Below are 22,067 nucleotides of genomic sequence, written 5' to 3'. Positions count from 1 at the left end.
TAAAGATTTTTAGATTATGTCAGCACAGGTAGAAGAACATGGACATGACGATCATGGTCATCATCATAAAGAAACATTCATAACTAAATATATATTTAGTATGGATCATAAAATGATTGCTAAACAGTATTTAATTACTGGTCTTATAATGGGAATTATAGGTGTAGCAATGTCAATCATGATGCGTATGCAAATTGCTTGGCCTGAGGAGTCAAATCCTATTTTTGAAGCATTACTAGGTAAATGGGCACCAGATGGTGTAATGAGTGCAGATATTTATCTAGCGTTGGTTACAATACATGGTACTATCATGGTTTTCTTTGTACTTACAGCAGGTTTAAGTGGTACTTTTAGTAACTTGTTAATTCCATTGCAAATTGGAGCGAGAGATATGGCATCAGGTTTTTTAAACATGGTTTCGTATTGGTTGTTTTTTGTCTCAAGTGTAATTATGGTTTGTTCTTTCTTTGTGGAAGCAGGACCGGCAGCTGCAGGTTGGACAATTTATCCGCCACTTAGTGCATTGCCAATGGCTCAAGGAGGATCAGGTTTAGGTATGACCATGTGGTTAGTGTCTATGGCTATATTTATAGCATCTTCTTTGTTAGGGTCTTTAAATTACGTTGTAACAGTAATAAACTTACGTACAAAAGGAATGTCTATGACGAGACTACCTTTAACTATATGGGCATTTTTTGTAACAGCTATTATTGGTATTATATCTTTCCCAGTATTATTATCTGCGGCATTGTTATTAATAATGGATAGAAGTTTTGGAACATCATTCTTCTTATCTGATATATTTATTCAAGGTGAAGTTTTACATTACCAAGGTGGGTCTCCTGTTTTATTTGAGCACTTATTTTGGTTCTTAGGGCACCCAGAGGTATATATCGTTTTATTACCAGCTTTAGGTATTACATCAGAAATTATTGCAACTAATTCACGTAAACCAATATTCGGTTACCGTGCAATGATTGCATCTATTATAGCTATTGCATTTTTATCTACGATTGTTTGGGGTCACCATATGTTTATCTCGGGTATGAATCCATTTTTAGGATCTGTATTTACATTTACAACATTGTTAATTGCAATTCCATCAGCGGTAAAATCGTTTAACTATATAACTACATTATGGAAAGGTAACTTACAGATGAATCCAGCTATGCTATTCTCTATAGGTTTAGTATCAACGTTCATTACTGGTGGTTTAACGGGGATTATTTTAGGAGATAGTGCATTAGATATTAATGTACATGATACTTATTTTGTTATTGCTCACTTTCACTTAGTGATGGGTATATCTGCATTATATGGTTTCTTTGCAGGGGTGTATCATTGGTTCCCTAAGATGTTTGGTCGTATGCTAAACAAAAACTTAGGATATGTTCACTTTTGGGTAACTGCAGTGTGTGCTTATGGAGTATTTTTCCCAATGCACTTTATCGGTATGGCAGGTCTACCAAGACGTTATTATACTAACACTAACTTCCCATTATTTGATGATTTAGCAAGTGTGAATGTTGTCATTACATTATTTGCTATTGTAGGAGCTATCTTCCAATTGGTGTTTATTTATAATTTCTTTTCTAGTATATTTTACGGTAAGAAAGCAGAACAAAACCCATGGAGATCTAATACTTTAGAATGGACTACACCAGTAGAGCATGTGCATGGAAACTGGCCAGGTGCTATTCCTCATGTTTACAGATGGTCTTATGATTATAGTAAGCCAGGACATGATGAAGATTTTGTTCCGCAAAATGTACCTTTAAAAGAAGGTGAAGAAGAATTACAACATTAAAATTAACTGATAAATAGGACCCTCATAAATTGTTTATGAGAATCTATAATATTGAAAAGCCTTTCTGTGAAAACAGAAAGGCTTTTTCTTTATATTTGTTTATGCTGAATTAGTATCAGTGATCAATTGCTTATTTAATGAATGGAAACTTAGACCCAACTAGTGAAAATTTTACACCAGAAGAATTTGATGTAGAAAAACAATTAAGACCCTTATCTTTTGATGATTTTACAGGGCAAGACCAAGTGTTGGAGAATCTTCAAATCTTTGTTCAAGCAGCAGTTGCTCGTGGAGAAGCTTTAGATCACACTTTGTTTCATGGACCTCCGGGCCTTGGTAAGACCACTTTGGCTAATATTTTGGCTAATGAGTTAGGTGTAGGTATAAAAATCACTTCAGGACCTGTTTTGGATAAACCAGGAGACTTAGCAGGCTTGTTAACTAATCTTGACGAAAGGGATGTGTTATTTATTGACGAAATCCATCGTTTAAGTCCTATTGTAGAAGAGTATTTATATTCTGCTATGGAAGACTATAAAATTGATATAATGATTGAGTCTGGGCCTAATGCAAGAACAGTTCAAATTAATCTAAATCCATTTACCCTGGTAGGTGCAACGACTAGATCTGGTTTGTTAACAGCTCCGATGCGAGCACGTTTTGGAATACAGAGTAGATTACAATATTATAAAACCGAGTTATTAACGACTATTATACAACGTAGTTCTGATATTTTAAATGTGCCAATTTCTATGGAAGCAGCTATTGAGATTGCTGGACGTAGTCGTGGGACACCTAGAATTGCTAACGCATTATTACGACGTGTTCGAGATTTTGCACAAATAAAAGGAAATGGTAGTATTGATATTAAGATAGCGAGATACAGTCTTGAAGCATTAAATGTTGATGCGTATGGTTTAGATGAAATGGATAACAAAATATTGTCTACAATCATTGAAAAGTTTAAAGGGGGACCTGTTGGTATTTCAACTATTGCAACAGCAGTAAGCGAAAGTACAGAAACTATAGAAGAAGTGTATGAACCGTTTTTAATTCAACAAGGTTTTATTATGCGAACCCCGCGTGGTCGTGAAGTCACGGAATTAGCCTATAAGCATTTGGGTAAAATAAAAGGTCCAACGCAGGGAGGCTTGTTTTAAGTTATATGTCATGCAGAAGTTGTTTCAATAGCGCATTAGTTATTAAAAAGGAATGTAAAGAATAGAGTAATGAAGAATAATATACCAGAGGTTTCACTTTTAAAATTCATTAAGCATTCATTAGAAATCCTTAAAAACCCATTACCATTTCATAATAGGAATTTTGAGGAAAGGGGAGATGTTTTTAAACTGAATGTAGGATTTAATTCTAAAATATATTTTTCTCGGGATGCTGGATTGGCGCAATATGTCCTTCAGAAAAATCAAAGAAACTATGTTAAATCTAAAATTCAAACTGTAGATTTAGTCAAGTATGTTGGTGAAGGATTACTGACTTCAGAAGGGGATAAATGGAAAAAACAACGTAAAATGATGCAACCTGCTTTTCATAAAAAGCAATTGCAAAATTTATTAACGGGTATGCAAGATACCATCATCTCTGAGTTTAGTAAAGTTGAAACTAACAAAACAATAGATTTATTCCCACTGCTTAATGATTTGGCTTTTCAGACTGTTGTAAAATCTTTATTTACACAAGCCGCAAATAGTAAAGATATGGAACGGTTGCAGTATATTACTGAAGCTAACCAACGCATGCTAGTTAAAGAGTTACGACAACCGTATTTAGGGTGGTGGTTCAAAATAGGAGGTGCTTTAAAAAAACATTTAAAATTATCGGAAGAAGCTAGAACTATCTTAAAAGGGATTGTTGCCGAAAGGAAAGCATCAGGACACCGTTTTGATGATTTGTTGGACATGTTGCTAGAAACTAAATATGATGATGGTAAAGGGATGTCTGAAACACAATTGATTGACGAAATATTAATCATTTTCACAGCGGGTCACGAAACAACATCTAATGCATTGACGTTTACATTTCAATTACTTGCTAAACATCCTGAATGGCAAGATAAAATCTATGACGAATGGAGTGAACTGGGAGGTGATGACACAGATTTAATGACGCGCGTGTCTACTTCTAAAATATGTCAACAAGTGCTTGAGGAATCTATGAGATTATATCCTCCTGCTTATTTTATTGATCGTGTAAATGTTGAAGCAGATCGTTTTAATGACATGGTATTTGAACCAGGTTGTAATTTATTGTTTTCGGTTTACGAAATCCATAGGCACCCAAAATTATGGACCAATCCCGAGTCCTTTTTTCCAGAACGCTTTGCAGATGGCGGCCGACAATTTTCTGCGCAATATTTTCCATTTGGTGCGGGGCCAAGAAAATGTATTGGAAATAACTTTGCGATGTTTGAGATGATTATTGCAGTAACAGAATTGGTTAAAAATTATAAAATTCAACCTAAATTTGATGAAATAGACATTACACCGCTAATTACTTTAAAGCCAAAAAATGCCTTTTTAAGATTAGAGAAAAGAAACTAACCTTTTTTGCAACGCTAATTAGTAATGGTGTTGTAATTGTCTCGTTAGTCTTAGACAAGTCTTATAACTATTGTAATAAAAATGATTGAAAACAAGGCGAAATACACTAAACAGATAAAAGCTGAAGCACAACGGTTAGGTTTTTTATCTTGTGGTATAAGTAAAGCTGAGTTTTTAGAGGTAGAAGCACCAAGATTAGAAAACTGGTTAAATAATAATATGCATGGACAAATGAGTTACATGCAAAATCATTTTGACAAACGCTTGGATCCAACAAAACTGGTTGAAGATTCTAAATCTGTTATTTCATTATTATTAAACTATTATCCGTCAGATCTTCAAAAAGACAGTGACGCTCCAAAACTATCTAAATATGCCTATGGTAAAGATTACCATGAGGTCATTAAAACAAAACTAAAAGCACTGACTAACTTTATTCAAGAAGAAATTGGGGCAGTTTCAGGTCGTGCTTTTGTAGATTCGGCACCCGTTTTAGATAAAGCTTGGGCTGCTAAATCAGGGTTAGGTTGGATTGGAAAACACAGTAATTTAATAACACAAAAAACAGGCTCTTTTTATTTTATTGCAGAACTAATTATTGATTTAGATTTAGACTACGATTATGCTACCACGGACCATTGCGGAACCTGTACCGCTTGTATTGATGCTTGTCCGACAGCAGCTATTGTAGAACCTTATGTTGTTAATGGGAGTAAATGTATTAGTTATTTTACTATTGAACTTAAAGACCAATTGCCCAATACCATGAAAGGGAAGTTTGACGATTGGATGTTTGGTTGTGACATTTGCCAAGATGTATGTCCTTGGAATAAGTTTTCTAAACCACATAAAGAACCTTTGTTTAATCCACATCCTGAGTTATTGGACATGACTAAAAAGGATTGGGAAGAGATTACCGAAGATGTGTTTAAAAAAGTTTTCCAAAAATCAGCTGTTAAACGGACTAAATTTAATGGCTTGAAACGTAATATCGAGTTTTTGAAAGCATAAGGTTTTAGATTCAAAATTGATACGTCCAAACCACATTTTTTGTAACCGCTTTTCTTGTAAAAGCCTTACATTTGTAATTCACTAAAACTTAAAGTGAAATTATGAGTAAACAAAGCAAACGTCGTGAAGCCTTAGTATATCATGCTAAGCCAAAACCAGGTAAAATTGCAGTAGTACCAACAAAAAAATATGCAACACAAAGGGATTTAGGATTGGCATACTCGCCAGGTGTAGCGGAACCGTGTTTAGAAATAGCAAAAGACGTTAACAACGTTTATAAGTATACAGCAAAAGGAAATTTAGTTGCCGTTATAACCAACGGAACAGCAGTTTTAGGTCTAGGGAATATTGGTCCTGAAGCTTCTAAGCCTGTGATGGAAGGAAAAGGATTACTGTTTAAAATATTTGCTGATATTGATGTTTTTGACATCGAAGTAGATACTGAAAATATAGAAGAGTTTATACAAACTGTAAAAATGATTGCACCAACTTTTGGTGGAATTAATTTAGAAGATATCAAAGCACCTGAAGCTTTTGAAATTGAAAGACGGTTAAAAGCGGAATTAGATATTCCTGTAATGCATGATGACCAACATGGAACGGCAATTATTTCTGCAGCAGCATTATTAAACGCTTTAGAACTTTCTGAAAAGAATATAGAAGACGTAAAAATAGTAGTTAGTGGTGCAGGGGCAGCAGCCATTTCTTGTACGCGATTATATTTAGCATTTGGGGCAAAACGTGAAAACGTGGTCATGTTAGATAGTAAAGGTGTTATTAGAGATGATAGAGAGAATTTAACCTCTCAAAAAGCTGAGTTTGCTACGCATAGAAAAATAGACACCATTGATGAAGCAATGATGGATGCTGACGTCTTTGTAGGTTTATCTACTTCGGATATAGTAACTCCTGGGATGTTGTTAACTATGGCTAAAAACCCAATTGTGTTTGCTATGGCTAATCCAGATCCAGAAATAGAATATGATTTAGCTATTGCAACGCGTAAGGATATTATCATGGCTACAGGAAGAAGTGATCATCCTAACCAAGTTAATAATGTATTAGGTTTTCCATTTATTTTTAGAGGGGCTTTAGATGTTAGAGCTACTAAAATTAATGAAGCAATGAAAATGGCTGCGGTAAAAGCATTAGCGGAATTAGCTAAAGAGCCAGTACCAGAACAAGTAAATATTGCTTACGGTGAAACACGTTTGACATTTAGTAAAGAGTATATTATACCTAAACCTTTTGATCCACGTTTAATAGCAACGGTACCTCCAGCGGTAGCAAGAGCAGCAATGGAAAGTGGTGTGGCACAAGAGCCAATTGAAGATTGGGACAAATATGAAGAGCAACTACTAGACCGATTAGGTAATGATAATAAGATTGTAAGATTATTATTAAACAGAGCAAAGTTAAACCCTAAACGTGTTGTGTTTACAGAAGCAGACTCTTTAGATGTTTTAAAAGCAGCTCAAATTGTTTATGAAGAAGGGATTGCTATTCCAATTTTATTAGGAAGAAAGGATGAGATTGAACGTCTAAAAGAAGAGTTAGAGTTTGATGCTGATGTCGTTATTATAGATCCAAAGTCTGACGAACAATTAGAACAAAAAAATAAATACGCTAAAATATACTGGGAACAACGTAGAAGAAAAGGAGTGACGTTTTTATTAGCAGAAAAACTAATGAGAGAGCGTAATTATTACGCTGCTATGATGGTTAATGAAGGAGATGCAGATGCATTAATTTCTGGATATTCTCGTAATTATCCATCAGTAGTAAAACCAATGTTAGAACTTATTGGTTTAGCACCTGGTTCTACAAGAATAGCAACGACTAACGTGATGATGACCCAACGTGGTCCTATGTTTTTAAGTGATACAGCAATAAACATTAATCCATCAGCACAAGATTTAACCAAGATTGCTCAAATGACAGCAAAAGTGGTTAAAATGTTTGGGATGGAACCTGTCATGGCAATGACATCATATTCTAATTTTGGATCATCAAAAGACCAAACAGCCACTAAAGTAAGAGAAGCAGTGTCTTATTTACATAAAAGACATCCTGACTTATTGGTGGATGGAGAATTACAAACAGACTTTGCTTTAAATAGTCAAATGTTAACCGATAGTTTTCCGTTTTCTAAATTGGCTGGAAAAAAAGTAAATACTTTAATTTTTCCTAATTTAGAATCGGCTAACATTACTTACAAGTTGTTAAAAGAGCTTAATAGTGCAGAATCTGTTGGTCCTATTATGATGGGAATGCGCAAACCAGTACATATTTTACAGTTACACGCTAGTGTAGACGAAATTGTAAACATGACTGCTATTGCAGTTATTGACGCACAACAAAAGGAGAAGTTCGAACAGAATGCAAAACGATAGAAGGATTATTTGATATAAATAATTTTCTTACATTTGGAAGCTTAATAGTAAAAAACTGATGATTACACATATACAAGGGAAATTAGTAGAAAAAAGTCCGACAGATGTCGTTATTGATTGTAATGGAGTCGGGTACTTCTTGAATATTTCCTTACATACGTATTCACAGATACCAGACCAAGAAGCAATAAAATTGTATACGCATCTTCAAATTAGAGAAGATGCGCATACTTTATATGGGTTTGCATCATTGGCCGAGAGAGAACTATTTAGATTACTTATTTCTGTTAGTGGTATTGGAGCAAACACAGCACGAACGATGTTGTCTTCTTTAACACCAAAGCAAATTAGAGAAGGTATCGCTATAGAGGATGTCGCTTTAATTAAGTCTATTAAAGGTATCGGAATAAAAACGGCGCAACGTGTGATTATAGATTTAAAAGATAAAATTCTTAAAATCTATGATATTGATGAAGTTTCTGTAACTAAGAACAATACAAGTAAAGATGTAGCGTTATCTGCTTTAGAAGTATTAGGATTTGTTAAAAAACAAGCCGAGAAAGTCGTGGACAAAATTGTTATGACACAACCAGATGCTAACGTAGAAACGATTATCAAACTAGCCTTAAAAAATTTATAATATATTTTGAATACAACTCAACTTAGTTCTTATAAATCCCTTAAACATTTTTTGCTAACAGCATTTGCGTTGCTAGTGTCAACACTTTCTTTTGGACAGGAAGAAAACGAAACGGAGCAAGATAGTACCAAAACGGGTTTCAGTTTAGGAACGATCAATATGCCTAATCCGACAAGTATAGAGTCTAAATATACTTATGACCCGGTAACCGATCGTTATATTTATACAGAGTCAGTTGGTAAATTCAATATAAATTACCCAATAATTTTAACGCCTAAAGAATATCAAGCGTTAGTCTTAAGACAAAATCAAAAATCGTATTACAAAGATAAAATTGATGCTTACGATGGGAAAAAAGGAGGTTCTGAAGAGGCTCAGAAAAACTTAATCCCTGAGTTTTATGTTAACTCCAGTTTTTTTGAAAGTATTTTTGGAGAAGGTCCAATTTCAATTATACCCCAAGGTACAGTAGAGATGGATTTAGGAATTCTATTTACTAAACAAGATAATCCATCATTTTCTCCTAGAAATAGAACAAATTTTTCTTTTGATTTTGATCAGCGTATTAGTTTAAGTATGCTTGGTAAAGTGGGATCAAGATTGCAAGTAACAGCTAATTATGATACACAATCTACTTTTGACTTTCAGAATTTAATAAAGTTAGAATATACGCCTACGGAAGATGATATCATTCAAAAGATAGAAGTTGGTAACGTTAGTATGCCGATAACTAACTCTTTAATTTCTGGAGCACAAAGTTTATTTGGAGTTAAAACTCAATTAAAATTTGGTAAAACAACAATAACAGGTGTGTTTTCGGACCAGCGTTCTGATGCAAAATCAGTCATTGCAGAAGGTGGTGGTACTGTTGATGAGTTCGAGTTTTTTATCAGAGATTATGATGAAAACCGTCACTTTTTCTTAGCACAATACTTTCGTAATAATTATGATAGTGCTTTAGAAAATTACCCCTTTATAAATAATAATATTCAAATTACTAGAATTGAAGCTTGGGTAACTAACAGAACTAATCGTACTGAAAATGTAAGAAACTTTGTAGCCTTTCAGGATTTAGGAGAAACAGGTGTTATTGGTAATCCAGGGGTTGCTGTTACAGGTGGGCCTAATGCGTTTCCGGATAACGGGAATAATGGATTGGATCCAACCAATATTGGTAATGCTGGATCGCAATTGAATGTTGCGGTAAGAGATATTGCTACAGTTCAAAACGGAATTTCAATTTCAGGATTTAATGAAGGTTTTGATTTTGCGAAACAAGAAAATACTAGAAAACTTACAGAAGGGCAAGAGTATACTTTAAATACACAATTAGGTTACATCTCATTAAATCAACGTTTAAATAATGACGAGGTTTTAGCAGTAGCATATCAATATACAGTCGGAGGTCAGGTGTTCCAAGTCGGAGAATTTGCAAACGATGGTATTGGTGCAACAGATGTTGATGTTAATAGTGATGGAGATGTTACAAATGTGACTAATAATGCATTAGTATTAAAGTTGTTAAAAAGTAGTATCACCAGTGTCTCTCAGCCTATCTGGGATTTAATGATGAAAAACGTCTATGATACTGGAGCCTACCAATTAACACAAGAAGATTTTAAGTTAAATATATTTTACAACGAATCGGCACCACTTAATTACATTAGTCCTGTCGAAGGAACACCATTTGGGGTTGATTTTAATGGTGAACCAATTGAGCAAACAACATTATTGCGATTATTTAATTTTGATAAATTAAATTACAATAATGATCCTCAAACTAATGGTGATGGCTTTTTTGACTTTGTCTCAGGTATAACAGTAATACCTGCTAATGGGAAAATAGTGTTTACTAAAGTAGAACCTTTTGGACGTTATTTATTTGATGTTCTAGATAATGATGCCAACAGTGGTAACAATGCGACAGATTATGAAGCAGATACTTATGCTAATGCAAATCAAGAAAAATACGTTTACGATTTATTATATAAAGCGACAAAAACGGCAGCTTTAGATGAAGGACAGAAGAATAAATTTTTAATAAAGGGACGTTATAAATCTTCGGGAGGTGACGGGATTCCTATTGGAGGGTTTAATGTGCCAAGAGGATCCGTTCAGGTTACTGCAGGAGGGCGTACTTTAGTAGAAGGTCAAGATTATACGGTAAATTATCAATTAGGGCGTGTTTATATAATAGATGAAGGTTTAAAAGCATCTAATATACCTATTGAAGTGTCTACTGAAAACAATTCAATTTTTGGACAACAAACGAAACGTTATACTGGATTAAATGTAGAACATCAGTTTAATGAAAAGTTTGTAATTGGGGCGACGTATTTAAATCTAAATGAAAGACCAATTACACAAAAAGCTAATTATAATAGTGAGCCAATCAATAATACAATGCTTGGTTTTAATGCTAATTACTCTTCAGAATTACCATTCTTATCTAGGTTAGTTAATAAACTTCCAAATATTGATACGGATGCACCTTCTAATATTTCTGTTAGAGGAGACTTTGCATACTTATTGCCAGGGGCTCCAAAAGGAACAAATTTTAACGGAGAAGCAACTGCCTATATCGATGATTTCGAGGGGACACAAAATGGAATTGATCTTAAATCTTCGCAATCGTGGAGTCTTTCAAGTCGACCTCTAAATGTAAATAATACGACGTCATTGGATAATAATGGGATAGAAAATGGATATGGTAGAGCAATGCTTAACTGGTATACTATTGATCCTATTTTTTACGGTAGTCAACGTCCTTCTGGAATTTCTGATGATGACATGTCTAGTTTATACACCAGTAGAGTATTTGTTAATGAATTATTTCCAGAACAAGACATTGCACAAGGTCAAACATCAGTATTAAATACTTTAGATTTATCGTTTTATCCACAAGAGAGAGGACCTTATAATTTTGAGCCAGGAACAGAAAGTGGAACGATTTCCAATCCAGCAGCAAGTTGGGGTGGCGTAACACGACAAATTACATCAACAGATTTTGAACAAGCTAATGTCGAGTATATCGAATTTTGGTTGCAAGATCCTTTTCAAGAAAACCCATCTAATCAAGGAGGGAAATTGTTTATCAATTTAGGTAATATCTCAGAGGATGTACTTAAAGATGGTCGTAAACAATATGAGAATGGACTTCCTCAGGATGGGAATATTAGTTTATTACCTCAAACCGATTTTCAATCGGTAGTACCTCAAAATCAGGCGCTAATTTATGCGTTTGATACCACGGGGCAAGAACGGACCAATCAAGATGTCGGATTTGATGGATATAATGATGGAGAAGAGGCAGCTAATTTTCCTTCAGGTTTTGCAGGTCTGGCGGATCCAGCAAAAGATAATTATAATTACTATTTAAATGGAGATGGTAATTTATTTGAAAGGTATAAGTTTTATAATGGTTTAGATGGAAATTCTCCTGACACTTTTAGTGATACAAATAGAGGGTCTACAACGCAACCAGATGTAGAAGATGTCAATAGAGATAACACAATGAATACTATTGATAGTTATTTTGAATATGAAGTTGAAATAACACCAGCTTCTTTAAACTTAGATAACGAATATATTGTTGACACTAAAAATGTTACGGACAACAACAACCCTAGAGAGTTACCAAATGGTGATACTGTATATCCAAAATGGTATCAATTTAGAATTCCTATTCGTACGGATGACGAGTTTGTTGTAAACGGAATTACAGATTTGCGTTCAATCAGATTTACAAGACTATATTTAAACGATTTTGAGCAAAATACAACCTTAAGGTTTGGGTCATTAGAATTGGTTCGTAGTGATTGGAGACGTTATCAGTTGGCATTAAGCGGAGGGGCAACACCTTTGGATTTTGATGATACAGATTTTACTGTTGGAGCTGTAAGTACGCAAGAAAATGAGGGGAGTTATATTTCTCCTCCAAGTGTTGTGCCAGAGCAATTAAACAATAACAATACAATAGTAAGTCAAAACGAACAAGCATTGGTTGTTGATGTGTGTGACTTAAAGGCTAAAGATTCTCGTGGAGTGTATAAAAATATTAATGTAGATATGCGTCAGTATAAAAAGCTACGTATGTTTATGCACGCTAGGGAAGGAGAAACACCAGGATTAGGTGATAATGAGCTAGTTGGTTTTATTAGGATGGGTAATGATTTAACAGATAATTATTATCAAATAGAAATACCATTACAAGTGTATAATGGTGGGGCAACTGCTGAAGCTTATTGGCCTGAAGGCAATGAGATTAATATTGATCTAGAAGTTTTACAACGTATAAAATCTTTAGGTATTAGTAATCAGACATTGACGGATGGAGTAGCTGATTTTTACGATGTCGTGGGGTCTGACCTTGTTCCTGTTGCAGATGAGTTTTCTGGTCACGTTTTAGGACAAGAGCGTGTAGGTATAAAAGGAAATCCAAATTTTGGAGATATAAGGACGTTAATGGTTGGTGTGAAAAACGGAACAAGTGTTTCACAATGCGGAGAGATTTGGTATAACGAGTTGCGTTTGTCGGAATTGGATAACGAAGGAGGTTGGGCTGCGATAGTTACTGTTGATACACAATTGGCAGATTTTGCAAGTGTTAGTGCTACTGGTAGAATGAGTACATCTGGATTTGGTTCTGTAAGTCAAGGCCCAAGTGAGCGTAGTCTAGAAGATGTAAAACAATATGATGTTATTACAAATGTAAATGTCGGTCAATTACTACCTAAAAAATGGGGAATAAAAATACCATTTAGTTATGGTCAAGGTGTGGAGGTTGTTACACCAAAATATGATCAACAATATGAGGATATAGAATTAGATACACGCTTAGATGAAGCTGAAAACGATTTAGAGCGAGATAATATACTTGAACAGTCAGAGGAATATACTAAACGAAAGAGTATTAATTTTATAGGAGTTAGAAAGGTTAGAACGGGAGAGGCTAAACCTAGTTTTTATGATGTAGAAAATCTAACCGTAAATTATTCTTATAATAAGTTAGAACATCGTGATTTTGAGATAGAAAGATCGGTGGATAAACAAGTTAGGGCAGGTGTTAATTATGGCTATAATTTTGAGCCTAAGATTATAGAACCTTTCAAGAAAAATGATTCTTTATTTACAGGTAAGTATTGGAAGTTTTTAAAAGATTTAAATTTTAACGCACTACCATCTAGTATTGCTATTAATTCAGATTTAAATAGACAATTTAATCGCCAAAAATTTAGAGATATAGATTTAGCAGATGGTAACATCGGGTTAGAGGAATTATATAGAAGAAATTACACGTTTGACTATCAATATAACCTTAATTGGAGTTTGACAAAGTCACTTCAAGTTAGTTATTCTTCAGCAAATAATAATATTATAAGAAATTATTTTAAGGATAATATTATTAATGGAGAACCTGATCCGCTTTTAGATGTTTGGGATGGCTTTTTTGATTTTGGGGACCCAAATCGTCAACAACAACAAATTGGTATTAATTATGAATTACCATTCAATAAAATACCAACCTTAAGCTTTATTCAAGCAACTTATTCCTACTCTGGATTATTCCAGTGGCAAAAAGGGTCTGATTTATTCGGTAATCTTGTTGGGGACGATGGTAATACTTATAACTTAGGGAATACTATTTCTAACGGTAATACGCATAATATTAATTCGACTTTAGATATGAATAAGTTCTATAAATATTTAGGTATCACGACCAAGAAAAAAAGAAAATCAAATAAAGTGGCGAGAGGATCTAGAAGTGGTGCTCCGCCAACAGCAGCTAAAGACAAGGCAAAAGAGGTGACCAAAAAGAAAGGTAATGGTATTGGCTCAAAAATTGGTAACATTGGAATAAGTGTATTAACTTCAATTAAAAGAATTCAAGCAGTTTATAGTGAAACTAATGGAACATACTTACCAGGGTATTTACAAACTCCTGGATTTTTAGGAACAGCAAAACCTACAGTGGGCTATACATTAGGTAGCCAGAGTGATGTTAGAGATGTCGCTGCAAGAAATGGATGGTTAACAGCATTTCCAGATTTTAATCAGCAATACACAACAAACCAAACAAAACAATTAGACTTATCCGCAAATCTAGAACCTTTTAAGGATTTTAAAATTGATTTAGTTGGGTTTAGAACTTATGCAGAAAACTATACGGAAAATTACCGTATCGAAAATAATGAGTATTTATCGTTGACACCAAATACATACGGAAACTTTAGTATCTCCTCATTTACTTTACCAACCGCGTTTGGAAAAAGTGATGAAACAGGGTCGCAAGCATTTGACGATTTTAGAACAAATAGACTAGAGATTGCAAGACGTTTAGCAGCTCAAAATGGATCAGATCCAAATGATGTTGATGCTGATGGATACCCAAAAGGTTTTGGGAAAACAAGCCAACAAGTTTTGTTGCCAGCTTTTGTTAGTGCGTACACAGGTCAAAGTGCTAATAAAACGAAACTAGGAGCCTTAAGAAATGTGCCGATCCCCAATTGGGATATTAAATACTCTGGTTTCATGAAAATGAAATGGTTTAAAAAGAAATTTAAACGTTTCTCTTTAACACATGGATACCGTTCAAGTTATAATATTGGTCAGTTTAGAAGCAACCTAGATTATGATGGAATTGATTATGGTTTAGATTATGATTCACAACCAGCAGATGATTTGGATCAAGCAGGTAATTTTAAGAGCGAGCATTTGTATAGTAGTGTGACATTGACAGAGATGTTTAGTCCGTTATTTCGATTTGATATGGAAATGAAAAATTCGGTTAGAATTTTATTAGAAATGAGAAAAGATAGAATGCTATCACTAAGTTTTGATAATAATTTAATGACAGAAATTTCGGGTAACGAATATGTCGTTGGTTTAGGGTATCGTATTAAAGATGTCACTATAAATTCTAAATTAGCTGGACCAAAGACAAAAATCGTTTCAGATTTAATAATGTCTGCAGATGTATCGGTTAGAGATAATAAAACGATTATACGTTATTTAGATTTAGATAATAATCAAATTACCAACGGACAAACTATTTGGGGGCTTAAGTATAATGCAGAATATGCCTTTAGTAAAAATTTAACTGGACTGTTTTATTTTGATTATACATTCTCAGAATATGCAATATCTACTGCATTTCCTCAAACAACTATTCGTTCGGGGTTAACTTTAAGATATAATTTCGGAAATTAGCATTTGATTGTTTGAATTTAAGGTTCATTTAAATACATTTGTAATTCAATAAATAAAATATATAATGAACATACCATCAGATTTAAAATACACTAAGGACCACGAGTGGATTAAAGTAGAAGGAGACCAAATAACAGTTGGGATCACAGATTTTGCTCAAAGTGAATTAGGAGACATTGTTTATGTAGAAGTAGAGACTTTAGATGAAACTTTAGAGGCAGAAGAAGTTTTTGGTACGGTTGAAGCTGTAAAAACTGTGTCAGACTTGTTTTTACCTGTTTCAGGAGAGATTGTTGCTTTTAATGAAGCTTTGGAAGATGAGCCAGAAAAAGTGAATACAGATCCTTATGGAGAAGGTTGGATGGTAAAAGTTAAAGTAACAGATCCATCTCAGTTGGATAACCTAATGTCGGCTGAAGATTACAAAGCGCTTATTGGTGCATAAACTTTTATTACTTGTAAGTTGTGGATATAGTGCTTTATTAATGACGGTAAGTCTTATAAATATTAATAATGCTGTAGATTTATCCCATGGTAATGACAAAGTTATTCATGCTTTTGCACACGTACTATTTACTAGTGTCTGGTTTTTGACGTTTTATTATTTTTATAATAAAAGTAAAATAGAAGCTTTAAAAAGGGCTTTTATTGGATCAGTAGTGTTTGGCATACTAATTGAAATATTACAACAGGTACTTACAGAGAGTAGGCAGGCAGATTATAAAGACGTTATAGCCAATGTTATAGGAGCGGTTGTAACAGTGTTTATAATTAATTTACTAACATTAAGGAAAGTTAAAAACGACTAATAGCTTGTTTTTTTAACAAATAAATAGTTATTTTAGCATTCAGTAAACAAAAGAGATATGGAATCTAAGAAAAATACCAAAGCAAATGTAGGACGTAACAGTTCGCTTTACGTTGCAGTAGGATTAGCATTAATGCTATTTTTATCATACGTTACACTTAATTATACGACAACAGATAAGTCGGAGATTGACATAGGAATGTTGCAATTTGATGAGAATGATGAGGATGATGTGCCAATTACAGAGATATTAAACACACCACCACCACCACCACCACCACCGGCAGCGCCAGAAGTTATTGAGGTCGTTGAAGATGAAGAGGATGTTGAAGAAACAATTATCGAGTCTACTGAAACTACACAAGAAGAAGTTGTGGAGATTGAAGTTGCTGATGTAGAAGTTGAAGAGGTTGAGGAAGATATAGATGTTCCTTTTTCTATTATTGAAAACGTACCAGTATATCCAGGATGTGAAGGTGCAGGAAACAATGATGCGAAGAAAAAATGTATGTCTGAGAAAATCGGAAAATTTGTAAGAAAGAATTTTAATGCGGATTTAGCACAAGATTTAGGTCTTGATAGTGGTATTAAAAGAATTAATGTAGGGTTCAAGATTGATAAGAGTGGTAATATTGTTAATATTCAAGCAAGAGCACCGCACCCTAAGTTAGAGCAGGAAGCTAAGCGTATTATAGCAAAGTTACCAAAAATGAAACCTGGTAGACAAAGGGGTAAAGCTGTAAATGTACCTTACGGTTTACCTATTACTTTTAAAGTAGAGTAAAACATATTTCCATATATATTAATAATCCCGTTACATTTATGTAGCGGGATTTTTGTTTTGGTATACTTTTTGTTAATTATTCATAATATTAACGCTTAAACTATAGATATTATGAAAATTTCAAACAAAAGACACGACTCTAGTTGTGAAAATGAGAAAAATGTGCAGAAATCACAAAAGCATGAAGCGAATTTGCAGAAAAACACAGCGCTTTATTTTCAAATAGGTTTAATTATGTGCTTACTTGCTGCATATGGTGCTTTAGAAATGCGTTTTGAATCCAATGATTTTAAGATTCCTGACACAGCAAAGGTAGAAGTTGAAAAAGAGTATATGTTTGCCCCTAATTTTAAAGTAGAGGTAAATGCGGTAGAAGCTTCAGAACCTTTAAAAAAACAACCGGTGAAAATTGATAAGGTTAAGATTGTTCCTGATGAGACTCCTGAAGAAAAAACAACACTGGGTAAATTGGAGTCAGAAGTGTTTACACCGCTAAAACCTAAGGGGGTTAAAACACCATTCGACGAAAATGCTTTGAATGTCGTTGAGCCTAAAGAAGAAGTCCATGTTAATTTTGTCGAAATGGTACCTGTATATCCAGGTTGTGAAAGTGCTAATAGCAATGATAAGCGTAGAAAGTGCATGTCAGAGAAGTTGTCAAAACTAGTTCAGAAAAAATTTAATAGAGATTTAGGAGCTAAATTGGGCTTAAAAGAAGGGATTCAACGTATTTATGTTAATTTTAGGATTAATAAATTTGGAATTGTAGAGATTATAAACACTCGCGCTCCTCATAAAGCTTTAGAAAAAGAAGCTAATAGTGTTGTTGGTAGAGTGCCGCAAATGAAACCGGGAGAACAAGGTGGAGAACCAGTATCTGTTCTATATTCCTTACCAATAGTTTTTGAAGTAAGATATTAAGTTAAAAAGTTATAATATTTAAAGTCGTTATCTTTACAGGTAACGACTTTTTCTGTTTTATAGCGTTAATAAAAAGCAGTATCTTTCGGCTAAATTTAAACCTTAAGCTAAACATGAAGACTTTCATTTTAGGGCTGTTATTAACGTATTCAGTTTTTTCTTTTGCTCAAGACACAACTGTTTATCAGTTACCACCACGTTTTGAAAATTGTACAAGTATTGATTTAAAACAGTTAGATCGTTGTTTTAATGAAGAAGTGTATAAGGCAATCTACTCTGAGTTTAAACATCCTGCTTCTGTTAAAGAAGATTATACAGGAGAAATGGCTGTGATATTTGAGGTTAATCAAGAAGGTGTTTTTAAAACGGTATATATTGAGACTGAACTTATAGCTTTAAAAGAGGAGGCTAGACGCGTGTTTTCTCTCTTCCCTGTAATACAACCAGCAACTTATAATAGTAACCCAACGTTTAAACAATATAGTATGACGTTGTATTTTCCGCTAAATAAAAAAAACAGACCAAGTAATCAAGCAGTAGTGACTTCATTTGAAACTCAAGCTACAAAAAAGGGTAATCAAATTGAACAGTTAACTGTTTTACAACAAAAGGCAAAACAAGAATTTGATAGTGTTCAGAAATCTATTTCAAAATATACAAATAAGGCTTATCGTAGTCAGGTTAATATTCCGTTCAGTCATGAAAGTTACTTTAGGTTTGATCAAGATTTAAACAGGATTGGTACTAATAATCATACAGCATCGAAGCCTTATAAATACGAAGATGTCTCTAATTATTATGATTTTGAAGCAGAAAATGAAGCGCTTCAAAAGGACACTAAGACTTGGGCTGGTCGTAAAATATGGAATGAACATTTAGTACAATTGCAAAGTGAGGATTATTGGTTTACTATTGATCCTATTTTTGATCTGCAATTAGGTAAAGATACAGAGGCTGACTTTAGCTATACTTATAATAATACTCGTGGTGTTTATGTGCAAGGCGGCTTAGGTGATAAGCTTAGTTTTTCTGCTTCAGTGTATGAAAATCAAGGTAGGTTCGCGCAATACTATAATGAATATGCAGAAAGTTTGAAAGCTTTTGGACCAGACCCCGCAATAATTCCTGGGCGTGGTATCGCAAAACGATTTAAGGAGGATGCTTATGATTATCCTGTTGCAGAAGGGTATTTATCTTATTCTCCTGCAAAATTTTTAAATGTACAATTTGGTCATGGTAAACAGTTTATAGGAGATGGATATCGTAGTTTATTGCAAAGTGATGTCTCAAGTCCGTATCCTTATTTAAAGTTGAATACAAAATTTTGGAATATAAAATATACCAATACTTGGACGTGGCTTAAAGATGTACGTGATGATGTGACTTTAGATAAAGCCTTTCGAACAAAATATATAGCAAACCATTATCTAAGTTGGAATGTGACAAAACGATTTAATTTAGGGTTATTTGAATCTGTTATCTGGGAAAATAGTAACGATCGAGGTTTTGATGTTAATTACTTAAATCCATTAATCTTTTTTAGAGCGATCGAGTTTGAAACGGGTCAAGGTGCTGGAAATGCCATTGTAGGAGCTTCTGGGAAATTCAAACTAAGTGATAATGCTAATGTTTATGGTCAATTTATTTTAGATGAATTTTCTCTTAGCGATGTTACGGGAGGTAATAAAAGTTGGAAAAACAAGTACGGATTTCAATTGGGTGCAAAGTGGTACAATGCATTTAATGTTAAAAAACTAATGCTTCATGCCGAGTATAACCAAGTAAGACCATATACCTATTCTCACAATACAATTGTTCTGAATTATGCGCACAATAATCAGCCTATGGCTCATCTTTGGGGGGCAAATTTTAAAGAGTTAGTGCTTATTGGACGTTATCAAAAAGAGCGTTGGTTTGCAGAAGCTAAACTAATTGCAGGTATTAGAGGACTTGATGTAAACGACGGTACGGATAATTTTAGTTACGGAGGAGATATTTATAGAGATTATAATGATAGACCTTTTGACTCAGGTGTAACCATAGGTCAAGGAATAAAAACAACGTCGATAAATGCAAGTGGACAATTAGGATATTTAGTTAATCCTGCTTCTAACTTAAAAGCATTTGTTAATTTGAGTTATCGAAATTTTAATCCAGAAGCCGAAACGTTATCTGCTGTTAATAACAGTACAGTATGGATTAATTTTGGTTTAAGAACAGATTTGTTTAATTGGTATTTTGATATGTAAAAGACGATTGGATGTGACATTCTAAAAACCTTCCCCTTTTTTTGTGCTAAATTGTCAATTAGCAGTATCTTTGCATCAGCAAAAAAAATAGCGTTGGTTTGAGTACAACAGCAACATCTACAATAAAACATACAGTTATATCCGATTTTAAAGAAATCACTAAGATGCGCTTGTCTTTAAGTGTCGTGTTTTCGTCAGTTGCGGGTTATTTTTTAGGCGTCGATACAGATAATATTAGTTTAAAAATTGTTTTACTTCTAGCTTTGGGTGGTTATTTTATGGTTGGTGCTAGTAATGCATTCAATCAAATTATCGAAAAAGATTTGGATGCTTTAATGCATCGTACCCGAAATAGACCTGTGGCTTCAGGACGTATGACTGTAAATACGGCGTTTTTAATTGCTTGTATTTTTACGATTTTAGGGATTGCTATATTATATACTATTAATGCGCAAACAGCTATGTTTGGTGCTATTTCAATATTTTTATACACTAGTGTTTACACCCCATTAAAAACAAAAACACCATTATCAGTTTTTGTTGGAGCTATTCCAGGGGCTATCCCATTTATGTTAGGGTGGGTGGCTGCAACTGATGATTTTGGTATAGAGTCAGGGACGTTGTTTGCCTTGCAGTTTTTCTGGCAATTCCCTCATTTCTGGGCAATTGGTTGGTTTTTGTTTGAAGATTATAAACGTGGAGGCTTTTTTATGTTACCAACAGGAAAGCAAGATAAAGGAACCGCAATACAAATTATACTATATACTATTTGGACTATTTTAGTGTCTATTGTTCCTGTTTTTGGAGTGACAGGGCGATTAAAATTATCTATTATAGCAGCAATTATTGTGTTTGGTTTAGGCTTAATGATGTTATTCTATGCCATTAAACTATACAAAAACATGAATGAAAAAGTAGCTAAACAATTAATGTTATCTAGTGTATTGTATATTACATTGATTCAAATTGTTTACGTTATTGATAAATTTATAAGATAAAATGGATTTAACCCAAGGGACTTTAGAAGAAAAAACGGGACGCGCAAAAAAGATGATGCTATATTTTGGTATCGCCTCTTTAATCATGTCGTTTGCCGGTTGGACTAGTGCTTTTATTGTAAGTAGCTCTAGGCCAGATTGGCTTCAAGACTTTGTAATGCCTCAGCCGTTTTGGACTAGCATTATAATAATGATTGTAAGTAGTGTTACTTTTATAGTAGCTAAAAAAGCATTATTAAAAGGGAACAGAGGATTAACCACAGCAATGTTAGTTTTAACATTTGTATTAGGATTATTTTTTGTCTACAACCAATTTAGAGGTTTCAACCAAATAATCGATTTGGGTTTTAACTTTACAGGACCTACAAGTAACATTACAGTGACCTATATTTATTTAATAGCAGTAGTACATATCGTACACGTTTTAGTAGGCTTAGTTCCTGTATTGGTTGTGTTAGTCAGACATTTACAAGGGAAGTATTCAGTAGAAAATATAGTAGGATTTGAATTAGCAGAAACGTTTTGGCATTTTGTAGACTTGCTTTGGATTTACCTGTTTTTCTTCTTATACTTTTTTCTAAACTAAAAAAAATAGAAAGAATAAGCTTAAAACCTTATTTAGATACTATAAAATTAGAGTTTGCTATTTTTTTAACTGAATAAAATGATTATTTTTGTGCCACATTTTA

At 33.8% G+C, this 22,067-nt stretch carries 14 protein-coding genes; all 14 read left to right on the top strand.

From position 1 onward, the window contains the following. Nucleotides 1-16 precede the first annotated feature (16 nt). The 14 genes from H0I26_RS00760 to H0I26_RS00695 all read left to right on the top strand — a co-directional run bounded on the left by H0I26_RS00760 (nt 17) and on the right by H0I26_RS00695 (nt 21,964). Nucleotides 17-1,807: a cbb3-type cytochrome c oxidase subunit I gene (locus tag H0I26_RS00760; protein ID WP_218700595.1), complete on the top strand. Its 1,791-nt coding sequence runs from the start codon at nt 17-19 to the stop codon at nt 1,805-1,807. A gap of 137 nt (nt 1,808-1,944) precedes the next feature. Next, on the top strand, nt 1,945-2,967 hold the full coding sequence (gene ruvB / locus H0I26_RS00755) for a Holliday junction branch migration DNA helicase RuvB (protein WP_101015368.1): 1,023 nt from the start codon (nt 1,945-1,947) through the stop codon (nt 2,965-2,967). A gap of 69 nt (nt 2,968-3,036) precedes the next feature. Continuing rightward, nucleotides 3,037-4,365: a cytochrome P450 gene (locus tag H0I26_RS00750; RefSeq protein WP_218700594.1), complete on the top strand. Its 1,329-nt coding sequence runs from the start codon at nt 3,037-3,039 to the stop codon at nt 4,363-4,365. An 81-nt stretch (nt 4,366-4,446) separates the two neighbouring features. Next, nucleotides 4,447-5,376 carry a tRNA epoxyqueuosine(34) reductase QueG gene (gene queG, locus H0I26_RS00745; protein WP_218700593.1) on the top strand — a complete coding sequence of 310 codons (930 nt, stop codon included), beginning with the start codon at nt 4,447-4,449 and terminating at the stop codon, nt 5,374-5,376. Nucleotides 5,377-5,477: 101 nt separating this feature from the next. Then, nucleotides 5,478-7,769: an NADP-dependent malic enzyme gene (locus H0I26_RS00740; protein ID WP_218700592.1), complete on the top strand. Its 2,292-nt coding sequence runs from the start codon at nt 5,478-5,480 to the stop codon at nt 7,767-7,769. Between the two features lie 58 nt (nt 7,770-7,827). Next, complete coding sequence (gene ruvA, locus H0I26_RS00735) at nt 7,828-8,409, top strand: Holliday junction branch migration protein RuvA (protein ID WP_218700591.1); 582 nt, start codon at nt 7,828-7,830, stop codon at nt 8,407-8,409. A gap of 51 nt (nt 8,410-8,460) precedes the next feature. Then, entirely contained in the window at nt 8,461-15,618 is a 7,158-nt protein-coding gene (gene sprA, locus H0I26_RS00730; protein ID WP_411268235.1) for a cell surface protein SprA, read from the top strand. Nucleotides 15,619-15,682: 64 nt separating this feature from the next. Beyond that, a complete protein-coding gene (gene gcvH, locus H0I26_RS00725; RefSeq protein WP_218700589.1) occupies nt 15,683-16,063 on the top strand; it encodes a glycine cleavage system protein GcvH in 381 nt (126 codons plus the stop codon). Further along, complete coding sequence (locus H0I26_RS00720; protein WP_256935225.1) at nt 16,056-16,427, top strand: VanZ family protein; 372 nt, start codon at nt 16,056-16,058, stop codon at nt 16,425-16,427. Before gcvH ends, H0I26_RS00720 begins: the two co-directional genes overlap by 8 nt. Nucleotides 16,428-16,484: 57 nt before the next feature. Next, nucleotides 16,485-17,210, top strand: a complete 726-nt coding sequence (locus H0I26_RS00715) for an energy transducer TonB (RefSeq protein ID WP_218700588.1) — start codon at nt 16,485-16,487, stop codon at nt 17,208-17,210. Between the two features lie 111 nt (nt 17,211-17,321). Further along, nucleotides 17,322-18,131 (top strand): hypothetical protein, encoded by an 810-nt coding sequence (locus H0I26_RS00710; protein ID WP_218700587.1) that lies wholly within the window; start codon nt 17,322-17,324, stop codon nt 18,129-18,131. Nucleotides 18,132-18,244: 113 nt separating this feature from the next. Beyond that, a complete protein-coding gene (locus H0I26_RS00705; protein WP_218700586.1) occupies nt 18,245-20,380 on the top strand; it encodes a gliding motility protein RemB in 2,136 nt (711 codons plus the stop codon). Nucleotides 20,381-20,478: 98 nt separating this feature from the next. Next, entirely contained in the window at nt 20,479-21,378 is a 900-nt protein-coding gene (cyoE, locus tag H0I26_RS00700; RefSeq protein ID WP_218700585.1) for a heme o synthase, read from the top strand. Nucleotide 21,379: 1 nt separating this feature from the next. After that, nucleotides 21,380-21,964, top strand: a complete 585-nt coding sequence (locus tag H0I26_RS00695; RefSeq protein ID WP_218700584.1) for a heme-copper oxidase subunit III — start codon at nt 21,380-21,382, stop codon at nt 21,962-21,964. Nucleotides 21,965-22,067: the final 103 nt, after the last annotated feature.

Origin of the sequence: Olleya sp. HaHaR_3_96 (assembly GCF_019278545.1) — a bacterium.
In the GTDB taxonomy this organism is placed as follows: Bacteria; Bacteroidota; Bacteroidia; order Flavobacteriales; family Flavobacteriaceae; genus Olleya.
The sequence above is the reverse complement of the archived record's forward strand: the minus strand, read 5'-3'. Positions and strand labels throughout refer to the sequence as shown.